Annotated in this window: 9 protein-coding genes; 8 read left to right on the plus strand and 1 reads right to left on the minus strand. The window is 49.0% G+C overall.

What is annotated here, in order from left to right:
- Positions 1-3: 3 nt before the first annotated feature.
- The 5 genes from FW415_RS07655 to FW415_RS07675 all read left to right on the plus strand — a co-directional run bounded on the left by FW415_RS07655 (position 4) and on the right by FW415_RS07675 (position 8,509).
- On the plus strand, positions 4-678 hold the full coding sequence (locus FW415_RS07655; protein ID WP_148383680.1) for a DUF1080 domain-containing protein: 675 nt from the start codon (positions 4-6) through the stop codon (positions 676-678).
- A 56-nt stretch (positions 679-734) separates the two neighbouring features.
- Positions 735-1,577, plus strand: a complete 843-nt coding sequence (locus tag FW415_RS07660; RefSeq protein WP_148383681.1) for an oxaloacetate decarboxylase — start codon at positions 735-737, stop codon at positions 1,575-1,577.
- Between the two features lie 665 nt (positions 1,578-2,242).
- Positions 2,243-5,353 carry a SusC/RagA family TonB-linked outer membrane protein gene (locus FW415_RS07665; RefSeq protein WP_148383682.1) on the plus strand — a complete coding sequence of 1,037 codons (3,111 nt, stop codon included), beginning with the start codon at positions 2,243-2,245 and terminating at the stop codon, positions 5,351-5,353.
- 55 nt (positions 5,354-5,408) lie between these two features.
- The gene (locus FW415_RS07670; RefSeq protein ID WP_168208723.1) at positions 5,409-6,848 is read left to right on the plus strand and encodes a RagB/SusD family nutrient uptake outer membrane protein; all 1,440 of its coding nucleotides are present in this window, start codon (positions 5,409-5,411) and stop codon (positions 6,846-6,848) included.
- Positions 6,849-7,045: 197 nt separating this feature from the next.
- Positions 7,046-8,509 (plus strand): hypothetical protein, encoded by a 1,464-nt coding sequence (locus tag FW415_RS07675; RefSeq protein WP_148383684.1) that lies wholly within the window; start codon positions 7,046-7,048, stop codon positions 8,507-8,509.
- A 51-nt stretch (positions 8,510-8,560) separates the two neighbouring features.
- Here FW415_RS07675 and FW415_RS07680 read toward each other — a convergent pair whose 3' ends face one another.
- Positions 8,561-9,172 (minus strand): phosphatase PAP2 family protein, encoded by a 612-nt coding sequence (locus FW415_RS07680; protein WP_148383685.1) that lies wholly within the window; start codon positions 9,170-9,172, stop codon positions 8,561-8,563.
- Between the two features lie 975 nt (positions 9,173-10,147).
- Between FW415_RS07680 and FW415_RS07685 the strand changes: the two genes are divergently transcribed.
- The 3 genes from FW415_RS07685 to FW415_RS07695 all read left to right on the plus strand — a co-directional run bounded on the left by FW415_RS07685 (position 10,148) and on the right by FW415_RS07695 (position 15,786).
- Positions 10,148-10,690: a discoidin domain-containing protein gene (locus FW415_RS07685; RefSeq protein ID WP_148383686.1), complete on the plus strand. Its 543-nt coding sequence runs from the start codon at positions 10,148-10,150 to the stop codon at positions 10,688-10,690.
- A 149-nt stretch (positions 10,691-10,839) separates the two neighbouring features.
- The gene (locus FW415_RS07690) at positions 10,840-13,914 is read left to right on the plus strand and encodes a TonB-dependent receptor (RefSeq protein WP_148383687.1); all 3,075 of its coding nucleotides are present in this window, start codon (positions 10,840-10,842) and stop codon (positions 13,912-13,914) included.
- 54 nt (positions 13,915-13,968) lie between these two features.
- Complete coding sequence (locus FW415_RS07695) at positions 13,969-15,786, plus strand: RagB/SusD family nutrient uptake outer membrane protein (RefSeq protein ID WP_148383688.1); 1,818 nt, start codon at positions 13,969-13,971, stop codon at positions 15,784-15,786.
- The last annotated feature ends 3 nt before the right edge of the window (positions 15,787-15,789 follow it).

Consider the following 15,789-nt stretch of genomic DNA (forward strand, 5'->3'; position numbering starts at 1 on the left):
GTTATGTACAAAAGCAGAAAGCTGCTGATGTTGTTGCTGCTCGCATTGCCGCTGGGCAGCTTTTCAGCCGGAGGCTGGATACCCTTGTTTGACGGCAGCTCTACCGCGCATTGGCGAGGATATCAGAAAGATCATCTTCCGGCGCAATGGACGATCGAAGACGGAGCGCTTGCGTTGACGCAAAAGGGCGGGGGATATATCGTTACCCGCGAACAATTCTCCAACTTTGAGCTGCGGCTGGATTGGAAAATATCCGAAGGTGGTAACAGCGGCCTGTTGTTCCATGTGTCGGAAGATTTCCGTTATGTGTATGAGACCGGTCCCGAAGTACAGATACTGGATGATGAGCGGCATCCGGATGCCGCAAAAGGCGCGGAAGGGACGCATAAAGCCGGGGCTAACTATGATCTGATGGCGCCATTGGCAAATGCCGTGAAACCTGCGGGAGCATGGAATCGTGTGCGGTTAAAGGTGCGGAACGGGCATGTGCAGTGCTGGCTCAATGGGAGGAAGGTGCAGGATTACCGCCTGGGCAGCACGCAATGGCAAAACCTGGTGGATAAGAGCAAATTTGCCGCGATGCCGCAATACGGGAAGACCGGGTATGGTCATATTGCATTGCAGGACCATGGCGATAAAGTATGGTTCCGGGATATCCGGGTGCGCCGTTTACCATAGCACCATCAAAAAAGCTAATTTGCATGGAGGAAAGGAAACCTGAAAAAAAGTGACCCATGCATACAGCATTCGACGAACAACAACATGCCAAAGCCATTGTATTTAAGGCCCTGCACGAACGGGCGGGGATATTTGCAGCGCCTAACCCCTGGGATGCCGGTTCTGCCAGGATGCTTGCGGGCCTTGGGTTTGAGGCGCTGGCTACAACCAGTGCCGGGCTGGCCTTTTCTCTCGGGAAACCGGACGGCGAAGGCGCCGTGAGCAGGGATGAAACGCTAAGGAATATCCGGGAGATCGTTACCGCTACACACCTGCCGGTGTCCGCCGATCTGGAGAATGGTTACGGCGATGCGCCGGAAGCCTGCGCTGCTGTCATTTTGCAGGCAGCCGGGGCAGGCCTGGCAGGAGGTTCTATTGAAGATGCCACCGGGCGTCCCGATGATCCCGTCTATCCTTTCGAACTGTCTGTTGACCGGATAAAAGCCGCAGCAGAAGCGGTGCGTAGCCTGCCATTTCCTTTCATGCTGACAGCAAGGGCGGAGAACCTTATTTATGGCCGGCCGGACATGCCGGACACCATCCGGCGCCTGGTGGCCTATGCAGAAGCCGGGGCCGATGTGCTTTTTGCGCCGGGACTGAAGACCCGGGAAGAGATCGAAACCGTTGTCAAAGCCGTGGCGCCGAAACCGTTGAATGTAGTGATGGGCCTTGGTAACGTCAGTTTTTCACTGCAAGAGCTGGCAGATATGGGCGTAAAAAGAGTGAGCCTGGGATCATCCCTTGTCCGTGCAGCTTACGGTGCGTTCTACAAGGCAGCGCAGGAAATACAGGAGAAGGGCACTTTCACTTATGCCGCAGGTGCAATTGCTTATGGTGAGATCAATGGGTTGTTGCGGTAGAGGCCCGGGTGCCGGTATTTTTTTAAGCGCGGCATATGATACAAACGTTGTATAATATGATATTTCCGCTCATTTACCCCAAATTTTTTTTGTAGAATTAATTTAAAGGACGAATTTCGAGCTAACTTAGGAACAGTGACCTGGCACCGGAGTGGTGCAATAAGAATTGTAAGATTGACCTAGTAGTATTACCAGAATCGAGATCGAAAATTATGCTTAACAATGTTGATAGACCCATAACGCCTAAATGGTTCAAATCTCCGCCAAATCTGTAAATGTATTGAACGTAACACCCTTTAATCGATTACCTGATCCAGGTTATTAGACATGTGGTACGACCATATTAAAGGACAACAAACGAAAAACATAATATCTAAATCGAGGACAATAGAATCAGAGTTTCAGCCTGAGTGCAGACTTATGCCATTAAAGCAGATCTAAATCGAAGGACAAGTACCAATTTCTAAATCGTAGTCATCAGCACAAAGCGCTAAACCTTGCACAGAACAAATAGCTGATTGCCGCTGTCAGAGAGGTGATCATTCTGTATTGAACATGACTCTGTTCAATGCGGACAGGCTGTTTATTGCCTTGCAATGTACCTGCTCTTCCTTGCATGAGATATTTTTTCTGATACCAATTTTCTAAATCTAAACAACTCGCACATGAGGAAATTTCTATTCTCTGTAGTTACGCTCTTACTAATTACAGGAACGTTATTGGCCCAGAGAACCATTACGGGCAGGATAACAGATGACACAGGTGAGACGGTTCCCGGAGCTACCGTCCAGATCAAAGGCACGACTACCGGTACGGTAGCCAACCTAGAGGGATTCTATTCCCTGAATGTGCCTTCATCAGCCAAAGTACTGGTGTTCTCCTCTATTGGTATGGAAACACTTGAGATCCCCATCGGCACAGGAGACGTGATCAATGCGACATTGAAAGTGAGTGATAAAAGCCTTACGGAAGTGGTGATCACGGGGTATTCCAGGATCAAGAAATCACAATACGCCGGCGCCGTAACAACGCTTGATTCCAAGGTCGTGGAGACCGTTCCTGTTGGTGCTTTTGATCAGGCCCTTCAGGGGAGGGCGCCTGGTTTGCAGGTAAGTTCCGGTAACGGACAGCCCGGAGCCAGTGCTAACCTGACCATCCGGGGTATTCAGTCTATCACCGGCGCTTTTGTGCAGCCGCTGTTTATCGTGGATGGGGTTCCCCTGCCGGCAGCTGATATGCAAACGATCAACCCCAATGACTTTGAATCCATTACGGTGTTGAAGGATGCTGCTGCCGCTGCATTGTACGGCGCCCGTGGCGGTTTGGGCGTGATCGTCATCACCACCAAAAGAGGCAAAGCCGGAGTTGGCACCTTTACTTTCCGTTCACAGGTAGGTATTACAGAAAAGCTTGGGGCAACCAATTTTGATATGATGAACACTGCTGAGGCGCTGGCATATGAGGAGAGACTGGGATTGATGGGCCTGAATATGGGTACCACCCCCGGATGGGCCTATTCACCACAGAATCCTACCTATGCTGGAGCACCCGATGCTGAAAAATCCCGGCGCGACCGTTTACTGGACAGCGTAAGGGCTATCAATACAAATTTTGTTGACCTGCTGTTCAGAACAGGATTTTCCCAAACGCATGAGATCAATTTCAGCGGGGGTAATGAAAAAACGAAATTCTATCTTTCCGCAGGTTATTTCGATCAGGAAGGTACTGACCTTACTTCAAACCTGAAACGTTATACGACCCGTTTCAACCTGGACCATACCTATAATAAACTTACCGTTCAGTTTAACCTGGGTGCCGGTTACTCCATCACGAATCTCTCGGAAGGTGTATGGCTGGGAAATAGTGCAAGGAATGCTTTCCAGATGAGCTGGAGGGCAAAGCCATATGAAAATCCGTACAAAGCGGATGGTACACTCAATTACGGGTCAAGCTCCGGTCTTTCCCTCAAAGCGATAGCGAACGTTATCGAGGGTAATCAGAACTCCATCCTCCGGCAAAACCAGATCAAGGCCAATACAGGCTTATATCTTGCGTATCAGCTGCTGCCCAATGTCATCGTGGCCAATCGCTTCGGTATTGACGTAACGGATGATCGCATGCTGCGTAATATCAATCCTAATTCCTATGTGGGCAGTATACAAACCAACCAGTCGGGGTACAATGCAGAAGCCTACAAGATCAGATCGCAGATGGTCAATACTTCCAGCGTTGTGTTTGCCAAAAATTTCAACAGCATCCATGATGTGGAGGTAGGAGCGTACTACGAGGCCGTAAGGGAATACCAAAAAGGCTTCGGTTTCTTCCAGTATAACCTGGACCCCCGCCTGCAGGAAACCGGCCAGGGTGCCGGTGCGTTACCGGTAGGCACCGGGCAGACCACCTATCCGCAGAACAGTTCCAGTGCGAAATCAGGTTTCGGGATTCAATCCTACTTTGCAACAGGGCGTTACACCTACATGGATAAATACACCATTACCGGTAATGTGCGCCGTGATGGTACCTCCAGGATCATCAATAAAGATAACAGGAGCATTACCACCTGGTCCGTCGGGGGAACATGGAACGCCATCAAGGAAGATTTTATGAAGTCCCAGAATGTGCTGACGAATTTGAATGTTCGCGGTTCATACGGCATCATACCGAATATCGGGAGTATCGCTACCACTACTTACAGTATAAGCGGTTCACTGGTTTCAGTAACCAATTATCTTGGTAATCAGCTGGCAGGTTACGGCACCACCACCGCTTTTGCCGGTTCTCCGATTACCGGGATCGTACCGGAAACACCGGGTTACGACGGGTTGAAATTGGAAAGGATCCAGAAGTTGAACTTCGGTGTAGACCTGGCAGGCTGGCAGAACAGGGCGAGGTTGTCAGTTGACTACTACCATAATAAAACAAAAGACCTTTTTGTAAGAAACCCGCTGTCTTTCCTGACCGGTTTTGAAAGTCTGGATATAAACGCAGGTATCATGACCAATAAAGGTATTGAATTCCTGCTGGGAGTAGATGTTTTGCAAACACAAGACCTGACTGTTACGCTGGGAATGAACCATGCGATCAACAAGAACATAATGGTGGATCTCGGCACAGTGGACGAATATGTTCTTGGAACTTACCTGATCAAAAAAGGTCTTCCTTATGGCAGTCATTATAACTACAATTATCTCGGAGCAGATCCGCAAACCGGGCGGCCGATGTATGAAGCAGAGGATGGAAAGACCGTATATGATATCGGAAGCGCCGGGCAGTTTGCCAAATTCGGAACCTTTATTCCCAAACATGTAGGTGGTTTTAACCTGGATGTGCGTTACAAGAGATTTACGCTTAGCGGATTGTTTTCCTATCAGTTCGATGTGGTAAGAAGCAATAACATCGAGAACTGGATAACCAGAGGCATATCAGGATATCAGGCGACAGTGAATGGCTCCCGCCGTTTGCTGACAGACCAATGGCAGCAGCCTGGTGATATCAAGAAATATCAGTCACCGCTGTATGACAGAGGATTTACCTCTTCCGATCTTCAGGATGCCAAGTTCCTGCGTTTCAGAAATCTGAACTTCAGCTATATGATCCCGGAAATAGGAATTAAAGGCACCCGTTTGGTCAAGTCTGCAAAAGTTTATCTGCAGGCGCAGAACCTGGCAATATGGAGCCCCTGGCGTGGCCCTGATCCGGAAGACAATAACAATATCAGCCTGAACGAGTTCCCGAACCCGAGGATGCTGGTGGCCGGTATTGATATTAATTTCTAATCCCTGGTCGCGATGAGGTCAAGACTGATTTTATTAATTAAAAATGAATTCTCTGATGAAACGATATGCTAAATTACTGCTGGCACCGATGATATTACTGTCAGCATCTTGCAACAAACTGCTTGATATTCCGGAGACGGATCTGATTGCGGGGCCCCTTGCCCTGAAGACCGTCTCTAACTGCGAGCAGGGCGTAATAGGTGGCTATGCTGCTTTGGGTGTTGAAATGCCGATACTGTTGAATGCTACTTTTTCCGATGAAGTGAAGAAATCGGAATTTTATAACGCCGGAACAACGCATGAATGGCAGTACGGAACGGTGGACGTAGGTATCCGCGACAACTTTACCGCCATGCGGCCTAATTACCGGATCGTGGACCGTGTGAATCGCGTGCTGGCGGCGTTGCCGGTAGCAGATTCTCTTAAACCGGCCGATAATACTGCGCTGCGTAACAGGGTGAAAGGAGAAGCCTTGTTCCTGAGAGCATTCGCACACTTTGAAGTATTCCGTTACTACTGTGGTCCCTACGCCGCCGGCGAGTTGGCGATGCCTTATATGGAAGTTTCTTCGCTTGATGTTGCAGCAAGGATCACAATGGAACCTTACTTCCAAAAATTGCTGAAAGACATCACGGACGCAAAAGCGCTGCTGCCGTCCAGCCTTACAGGCGATAATATCAATCGTGCTACAAAGGCTGCTGCAAGTGCACTGGAAGCCCGTATAAAACTGTATATGGAAGATTGGGCCGGTGCGGAAGCAGCCGCTACGGAGTACATCAATCAGTTGCCCTTGTCTCCCATCGATGAATTTGTTGGATTGTGGAAAGACCAGAATACCAACGAAACGGCTTTCCGCCTCGTCCGCACAACCACGCTCAGAATGGGCAGCCTCTGGCGTGGCACATCAGCGAACGCCAATAATATCGGTACCGTTACCTGGATGCCTACGGACAAGTTATGGGATATGTATGATCAGGCGAATGATGTGCGTTTCGAAGCCTATCTGAAAGACGAACCGTTACTGTCTTCCAAAGGCCGCCCTTCAAAGATCATTCAAAAGTATGCCGGTACAGATTACGGTACTGCTAACGAAAATGTAAACAACGCCAAGGTCTTCCGCACCGGCGAAATGTACCTCATCCGTGCAGAGGCCAGGGCGGAACAGAACAGGGTTTCCGGCGCCAATTCCGCGTCAAGCGACCTGAATGCACTGCGTGCTGCCCGTATCACAGGGTATCTGGCTGAGGTTTTTGCTTCAAAAGATGCCGTGATCGCTGCCATCATGGATGAGCGGTTCAAAGAGCTGTGCTATGAAGGCCACCGCTTCTGGGACCTGAAAAGAAGAGGCCTGCCGGTTGCGCGCCGTGCGGACGAAGCGCCTTCTACCACTGCCGTAACACTGCCTGCCGGCAATTTCCGTTTCCTCCTGCCCATCCCCAATGTGGAGATGCAGGCCAACCCGCTGATGGAACAGAACCCGGGTTACGGCGATTAACAATACATTCCTCACAACAGATATTTCAGCGATCCCCCGGATGTAAGCCCCGGGGGATTTCTGTTTTTAAGGACTTTACAGCATTTTTGCCGGTTTATTACCCCCGAATCTCAACAGAATGTTGTACTTTACAGTACCTGACCACCCCATGTAAAGCCTCCACAATCATTTTCAATAATTTATTAAACACCCCAACAATGAAACAGCAAATGTTTGTCTGGTTTGCAGCGTGCCTGTTTATGGCCGGTTCCTGCAAACGCATCCCGTTCCCCTGGGACCGGGACCCCAAAGATCTCCAGGTTGTCATAACCGATGTCTCCGGTAAACCGGTAGATGAGGCATATGCCGGCATGACCCTCAAACTCGTTTCCCCTGCATTTGTCGATCTGAACAAACAGGGACTGATCAAGCGGGAGGGAAAGATATATTTTGATAAAGAAGAAGCGCAGATCAGGGAGGCGTCAGGGGATTATGTACTGCTGACGTTGCCGGTACTGAATTTACCTTACCATCTCAGGGTTGATATTTCCCTGCTGCTCAGAAATGAACTTTTATATCGCTGCAGAGCATGTATGTTGTACAGGCCAACGGTTTCGGGCAGCGTGTTTGCCGGTTTCACGGAAGGCGCGGCTGACGGAACTTTCCACCTGCCGGCGGAAATGACGCTTGACGCCACAGGTAACCTCTATGTTATTGATCAGCGAAGCGGGCATGACCGTATTCTGCGTGTCAGTCCTGCTGGGGAAGTAGCGGATTTTGCCGGCGCCATGGATGAATTCGGGAGGCTGACGGGCATTGCCATCGATAATGGCCGGGGGCTGCTGTACGTTGCGGATGCTGCCAGCCAGCAGGTCAAAGCCATCCGGATAGCTGATCCTGCCAGTATAAATGTCCTCGCCGGCAGCGGGGCCCCTGGTAATGTTGATGGAACAGGGGCCGCAGCCTCTTTCCGTTTCGGAGACAATGCGGTAGATGATTTCGGCCAGTCGGAAACCGGGCAGGGGATGACCATAGACCCGATGGGTAATCTATATGTGGGGGAACATTATGGAACAGATATACCGTTTGCTTCGCAATTGAGGAAAATAACGCCGGAAGGGGTGGTGACAACGGTCACGGGCAGCCGGATCGAGCCGATGGAGCAGGCAACCGTAGCCCTTCCGGCAGGTTTGAGCGTCGATGCGGACAACAATATTCATTATGTAAGCGGCAGCTCCGGATTTTTCCAGGGCATCACCCGCATCACCCCGGTGGGCGCCGCATCACGACTGGCTGGCATGATATCGTTTGAGGGGCTGGCGGATGGGACCGGGGCTGCGGCACAGTTTTCATATCCCAAAGCTATCGCCGCATTTGGGTCCGATCTCTATGTAGCAGACGGTACGAATGGCGCATTGCGCAAGGTCTCCGGTACCGGTGTTGTACAAACGCTGGCGGGTGTAGGCCATTTTGAGACGGCTGCTTATTGCGCCTGCCCGTTCGTGGGGCCGAGGGATAGCAGTTACGTCATGCCCCCGGTCTTTGCGCTGCCGGATGCCTACGAGTCCGCCGCCCGGGCGATCAGGATGAATCAGGCAGGAGGGGTAGCCGTACAGCATCCGGGATTGATATATGTGTCGGATTACGGATACAGATGCATCTGGAAGATCGTCGTGTATTGATCATAAGCCGGTATGCCGCGGCGGGCAGAAGTCCCCGGCATACCGGTTGTATCATGCCTGCCGGCGTTTACGGACAAGCCGCTGCGGAAATGAATTTTCTTTCAGTGAATAACGGAGCAGGGCAGCGGTTGCCCAGCCTGCCAGCACGCCAAACATCGCGCCGGCGAGAATATCCGTAGGGTAATGCTTTCCCACATACACCTGCGCATATCCGATTGCAAACGCCCATATCCACACCCAATACCAGTTTCTCCCTTTTATCATTCTGACCGCGCTGAACCAGAACATTGCCAGCCCGAAATGATTGGCCGCGTGCGAGGAAGGCATGGAGTTGAAGCCTCCGCATGGCACAAGGGTCCGCATGCTCGCCTGCAGGTCCGGATCATGGCAGGGGCGGCCTCTGGCGAACAGCGGCTTCAGGATGCTGCTATTCCCGTAGTCGGTGATGGCAAAAGTGATCAGCGTCAGGATGACGAAGAGCCAGAGCTGACGGGGCATTTTCCACCAGACCCATAGCAGGATAGCGGCGTATAAAGGAATCCACGTCAGCGGTTCGCGCAACATCAGCATGAACCAGTCCAGCATCGGAATTGCCCAGCCGGTGTTTATCTTTTCGAAAAGGGTCTTATCCCATTGCCCGATGGTAGTGAAGATCATCATCATGTAGATTGAGGTTGCGCTCTTTTGTTGTTCCAATAAGCTTGCCGTTTTTGCGGAATATTCGCTTCATGGCATACGAAACCTGCGAACGCCGGTAATTCGCATATAAACTGTGGAAAAGCATCCTCAGATCGGCAAATTACCGGTTTCCCGGAATGAAGGGACCGCGGCATTTTACATGGAGGGCCACCGTTATACGGAATTATATGTTTTTGCCGGCGAAACAGGCTAGCAGACCGGTTTGAGAGAAGATGCACTGCCCCATTAAATATCCGTTAACAATTTGTTTGAATTCCGTTGACAGCTTTTGTTAAAGTTACGTTATACTTTTAGGCAAGTTTTGAGACTAGACTATGCCATCCCTATATGCTTTAGATAACAGGGTAGGATGAGGGAGAATAACAGGTAATAACTTCAAAAGCCACGATACTGTACTATCGAGTCGCGTCAGGCTGTATATCTATGCCCGGCTGGAATTGACAAGCCGCCCGGGAGGACAGGAAAATTATTTTAATACTAATATGCTAAATCGTTTTTGCTAAACTAGTTCAGTCAATCAGGTGTTCTTAATGAAATTTGCAACAGGGATTCCGCAACCGGAATTATACAGGAATTTTCAAAACAGCGATTTGTGACAAGATTTATTCTATGTTATTTACGCATAAGCAGGTTTCCTAATCGTGATTTACAAAGATGGTAGATTCTGAAAAGGGGTCTATGATACGTTGTTGATGGGACAAGAAGCGTCATCAACAGAAGAACTGACCGGATTGGTGGCGGGATTTACAACGAAAGATATTTACAACGAAAGATATTAACCGGGATTATTTAATCTAGTACTGATCGTCAGTTCCAGAGGGGGGGTGCATGCTGATACAACACAAATACGAATAACAGATCAACATTTCCATTAAAACGCATTTCAAAGCCAAAATCAATATTGATATGAAGATTTACAAATCGACCAAGATTAGCGCGGTGTTCCTGCTAACTCTGCTGGTGGCTATTGTCATGGGATGCAGCAAGAAAAAAGAGCGCGTCTATGAACTTTTGCCACCTGACCCTGAGACGGACAAGGATCTGACAGAACTGGCTATCAAGCTCAATGTGAACATTGAGAATAGCGGTGGTTCGGGTGCAGGAGAGGGTTCCAAAAAGGTAATTGACGGGGACCTTGATTCCAAGTTCCTGATCTTTTCTTTCGCCCCTGATTTCTACATGGAGCTGGAATATGATATCGCGCAAAGATTGGATGCTTACACACTGACATCTGCCAATGATGCCCCGTCCCGTGATCCCAGGAAATGGAAGATCGTGGCCTCTCATAACCGTGAGAGTTGGACTGAACTCGATTCCCGTGAGGGTGAAACCTTCCCTGCCAGGAGGGAAACCAAACGGTATGAATTTGAGAACGCCGATACCTTCAAGTATTACCGGATCAATATCGAAGAGATCGGGAATGGTACAAGCGGGCTTTTTCAATTGGCTGAATGGCGGGTTATCAGAAGGCCGCAGAACTGATCGTTCACTCAATGACTTTTCATGCTCACTGGAACCGAAAAGCAGGGCGATTATACAACAAATGATGAAGTGCGTCTGTTCAGCATACATTTCTAAATCATCTAACCAAATTAACTATGCTTAGAAATCGACTAAGAAAGTTTAATGTTATGAACTGCCTGTACATACTGGCTTTGTTCATATCTGTGGACGTGCTTGCACAGCAGGACGCCAAGATCCAGATCACAGGTAACGTAAAGGACGAATTGAAGTCCCCTATGCCTGGTGTAACGATTATCAACCTGACCTCCAAAGCAGGTATAAATACGGATGGGAATGGTAATTTCCAGATAATGGCGCAACGGGGAGACTCCCTGGTTGCCCGTTTGATCGGTTACGAACCATACTTTTTCATTATCAATAAAACGATTGATTTTGATATCACCATGAAAGCTACCAACAATAGCTTGAATGAGGTAGTGGTAGTGGGCTTTGGCCAGCAAAAGAAGATCAGTCTGGTTGGTGCGCAGTCATCCGTTAAAGTGGAGGACCTGAAACAGCCTGTGGCTAACCTCAGCGCCACACTCGCTGGCCGTATATCCGGTTTGGTAGGCGTTCAGCGTACAGGCCTTCCTGGTTCGAACGGTGCGGATCTCTGGATTCGTGGCATCTCCACCTTCAACCAGTCCGGCAACAACGCAGCACCGCTTATCGTAGTGGATGGAGTGCAGGGCCGTGATATCAACAGCTTCGATCCGGAGGACATCTCTTCCTTCACCATTCTGAAGGACGCATCCGCGACTGCCGTATATGGTGTTGCCGGTGCAAACGGTGTGATCCTCATCAATACCAAGAAAGGAATTGTAGGCAAGCCTACCCTGATGTTCAACTATAACCAAGGGGTCACTTCCTTTACAAAAATACCTGAGTTGACAGATGGAGTAATGTACATGATGCTCCGTAACGAAGCGCAACGCGCTACCGGCTTGACACCTGAGTATTCCAACAATACCATCAATTCCACCATTTTGAAGGAGGACGGTTTGTTATTCCCGAATGTGGACTGGATGGATGCCCTTTTCAAAGACGTTAGTCAGAACAGGCGGGCAAATTTCAGTGCAAGAGGTGGTTCTGAAAATGCGAATTACTATGTTTCGCTTGCTTACTATGATGAAGAAAGTTTGCTTAGAACTGATGCGCTGCAGAGTTACAATGCCTCAACCCGTTTCAGGCGTTATAATTTCACGTCTAACGTGTCGATGAATTGGACTTCCACCACGAAATTCGACCTTGGTATTAAAGGCTATATTTCAACACTGAATCTGCCGGGTGTTAATCCGCAGGATGCATTCAGCAGAGTAATGGAAACTAATCCTGTACTGTACCCGATTATGTATCCTGGTAACTTTGTTCCTGGTGTAAGCTCCGCCGGCGCGCAAAGAAACCCTTATGCAGAGGTTACCCAGACTGGTTACGAGAATACTTTCAATAATCAGATATTATCAGATGCCCGTATTACTCAGGATCTGAAAGGTATTCTGCCGGGATTGTCACTTACCGCCATGTTTTCTTTTGACGTTTGGAACAGACACACAATTGGCAGAACCCGTACAAGAAGTACCTATCTGATCAACAAGTCCCGTCCGTACAATTCCGATGGTTCTCTTAATCTGAACCTGATGTCTCAAGGTACCGATGATCTGAGCTACTCCCGGACCAATGATGCCAACCGTCAGTTCTATACAGAGGCATCTGTCAACTATACCAAGGATATAGATGCAAAGAATAATATCACCGCCATGCTGCTTTTCAACCAGCGTGAGGAGACGCGGGCATTTGCAACCAATGTTACCTCTTCCCTGCCTTACCGCAGTCAGGGGCTGGCTGGAAGGTTGACCTATGCCTATGATAACAAATATTTCGTGGAAGCGAACTTTGGCTACAATGGTTCCGAAAACTTTGCCCCCAGTGAGAAATTTGGTTTCTTCCCCTCATTTGGTGTGGGTTGGGTGCTCTCCAGCGAACCATTCTTCGAGCCAATGACCAATGTTTTCCAGTTCTTCAAGCTCCGTTATTCAAATGGTACTGTTGGAGATGGTGGAAATGGCGGCCGCCGTTTCGGCTATCTGACCCTGGTGAGCACTTCGGGTGATGGCCTTGATTTCGGTACTGGTTCCGGCAGAAGGAACTACGATGGTACACTGATCACAGACTATGGTACTGATGTAAGATGGGCGAAATCATACAAACAGAACTTTGGCGTGGAACTGAAAACACTGGGCAATAAAGTTTCTCTGAACGTAGACCTGTTCAAGGAAGAACGCTCCGGTGTATTCCTGCAAAGAGGGTCTCTTCCCAGTTTCATCGGCCTGAATAGTTCTCCCTGGGGCAATCTCGGTATCATAGAGAATAAAGGTATTGATGCAACATTGGAAATGATACCGATGCAGCTCAGCAAGGATATGACCCTTGATGTAAGAGCAACCTTTACTTATAACAGGGATAAGGTAATAGAGAACGATCAGCCGAAGCAGCCGTTTGACTATATGGAGAGAAGAGGGAACAACTACCTGTCCAGGTACGGTTATGTGGCGGAAAAGCTGTTCGATAATCAGGAAGAGATCGACAAGAGCCCGAACCAGTCGGCAATTGGCGCTCCCCGTCCCGGCGATATCAAATATAAGGATCTGAACGATGATGGCATTATCAACGCAAATGACGTTACCCGCATCGGAAATGGCGATGTGCCGACTACAGTGTACGGTTTTGGCTTTAACCTTACCTGGAAGCAGTTCTATTTCGGAGCCTTCTTCCAGGGCGTGGGCGGTGCTGACAGAATGCTGTCCGGCGATGGCATCATTCCGTTCAATAATAGCACCGGCCCGGAAAGAAGTAATCTTTTCCTGAAAGCAGAGGACCGGTGGACGGAAGAGAATCCGAACCCTTACGCATTCTATCCCCGCCTTGCTTACGGCAATCCAGCGAACAAGAACAATGCTGTGTCCTCATCCTGGTGGGTAAAAGATATCGATTTCCTGCGTTTGAAAACAGTGGATCTAGGTTATAATCTTCCCAAAGGCACATTGAGACGGATCGGGGTAAAAAATGCACGCATTTATCTGCAAGGTTTGAACCTGCTCTACTGGAGCAAATTTGATCTTTGGGATCCCGAACTGAATACCACCAATGGTACATCATATCCCAATACCAGGTCTGTGAACATAGGTATTCAGGCTAATTTCTAGCGGATCAGGCATCAGTTGATGCCCGATTATTGAAAAATGCAAAAACAGTAGTAAATGAAAAGAGTTTTCTTAATAATAGCAGCGTCACTTGCAATCGGGGTTTCTTCATGCTCCAAGTATCTGGACCAGATACCGGATGATGTGATCACGATAGATGACATTTTCAAGTCAAAAGCAAACACAGACAAGTTCCTGGCCAACGTGTACTGGAGCCTGCCCAATGAACATCGTCAGCGTTTTACCGGCGATCAGCGTTCAGGAGCATGGATCGGAGCATCTGATGAGGGGAAATACAACTGGAGCTTCAATTATTGCAATAATATGATCGCCAGTGTATGGAGCAATACCGATGGCAATGTGGCCACATACTGGACAGACTATTACAAGGCCATCCGAAATGCCACTTACTTTATCCAGAACATCGACAATGCCAATCCGGTGGAAGTAAATGATCTGGTAAAAACACGCTATAAAGCAGAGGCCAGGGCGTTGAGGGCGATGTACTATTACTTCCTGGTACGAATTTACGGCCCGGTGATCATGCTTGGGGATGATCTGGTAGATCTAAACACACCGGTTGCGGATCTGCAGATCCCCCGGTCTCATATTGATACCTGCATCAACTTTATTGTTCGTGAACTGGATGCTGCTTATGCAGACCTTGATGTGACTCCTTTCAACGACCAAGAATGGGGCAGGATGACCAAAGGCGTTGCCAAAGCATATAAGGTACAGGCACTAATGCTGGCTGCTAGTCCGCTCTGGAATGGTAATACAGCTTATGCCAACTTTACCAACAAAGATGGATCCAGCCTGACCAACACGGCTTACGATCAACTGAAATGGGAGCGCGCTGCGAATGCCGCAAAGGAATTTCTGGACGAATTTGTCCCCAGTGTATATGATCTCTATCGGGAAACGAATGCGGATCCTTTCACGGCTGCCTATCTTTCCTGTCGCAATGTGATACTCACTGACTGGAACAAGGAATGGATCTATGCCCGTCCGAATTCTTCCAGCCTGATGCGATATGATAGAACTCCGTTCCATGCCGGATATCCTTCCGAGCAAAAAGGTGGCGGTGCTATGGGGGTAACACAGACGATGGTAGACGCTTATTTCACGAGTAACGGTCTGCCCATCGATGCACCGGGATCCGGTTATGTGTCAACGGGCTTCTCCAGCTTCAGAGCACCCTTCGATAATACAACAAGAAGTACATTCAACCAATGGGTGAACAGAGAGCCTCGTTTTTACGTTGGCGTAACCTATAACAACAGCTTCTGGTTATACCAGGGAGGCAGTTCTACACCGATTGTAACAAATATGGAGTTCAGCGGTAACTCCGGGCGCTCTCAGAGCACTTCCGATGTATCTCCTACGGGCTACATCGTGAGAAAGAACGTAGCCACAGGTGATGGGGAGAGGGGCGCGCTCCTGTTAAGACTTGCCAATATCTACCTGGATTATTCAGAAGCGTTGAATGAATACGCACCCACCAATACGGATATCCTGAAGTACCTGAACCTTATCCGCGAACGCGCCGGTGTTCCTCAATACGGAGCAGGCCCGGATGCGCTACCCGCACCGGCTACCCAGGCTGAAATGAGGGAAGCGATCCGTCGTGAGAGAAGGGTAGAGCTGGCCTTTGAGAACTCGCGTTACTTTGATACCCGTCGCTGGAAGATAGCAGAAACCACGGACGGAGGGGCATTTTATGGAATGAATATGACGGCCGATGGTGCAAACTTCTATCAGAAGACACTCCTGGAAACCCGTGTATTCAAGGCGGATCGGGATTACTTGTTCCCCATTCCGAACAACCAGGTACTTATCAATGAGAACATGGTCCAAAATCCGGGCTGGCAATAAAAT

Origin of the sequence: Chitinophaga sp. XS-30 (genome assembly GCF_008086345.1) — a bacterium.
Taxonomy (GTDB): Bacteria; Bacteroidota; Bacteroidia; order Chitinophagales; family Chitinophagaceae; genus Chitinophaga.

Bases quoted from the DNA above. Each gene is read 5' to 3' on its own strand.
- FW415_RS07655 (WP_148383680.1), top strand. From the start codon at position 4: ATGTACAAAAGCAGAAAGCTGCTGATGTTGTTGCTGCTCGCATTGCCG.
- FW415_RS07660 (WP_148383681.1), top strand. From the start codon at position 735: ATGCATACAGCATTCGACGAACAACAACATGCCAAAGCCATTGTATTT.
- FW415_RS07665 (WP_148383682.1), top strand. From the start codon at position 2,243: ATGAGGAAATTTCTATTCTCTGTAGTTACGCTCTTACTAATTACAGGA.
- FW415_RS07670 (WP_168208723.1), top strand. From the start codon at position 5,409: ATGAAACGATATGCTAAATTACTGCTGGCACCGATGATATTACTGTCA.
- FW415_RS07675 (WP_148383684.1), top strand. From the start codon at position 7,046: ATGAAACAGCAAATGTTTGTCTGGTTTGCAGCGTGCCTGTTTATGGCC.
- FW415_RS07680 (WP_148383685.1), bottom strand. From the start codon at position 9,172: ATGATGATGATCTTCACTACCATCGGGCAATGGGATAAGACCCTTTTC.
- FW415_RS07690 (WP_148383687.1), top strand. From the start codon at position 10,840: ATGAACTGCCTGTACATACTGGCTTTGTTCATATCTGTGGACGTGCTT.
- FW415_RS07695 (WP_148383688.1), top strand. From the start codon at position 13,969: ATGAAAAGAGTTTTCTTAATAATAGCAGCGTCACTTGCAATCGGGGTT.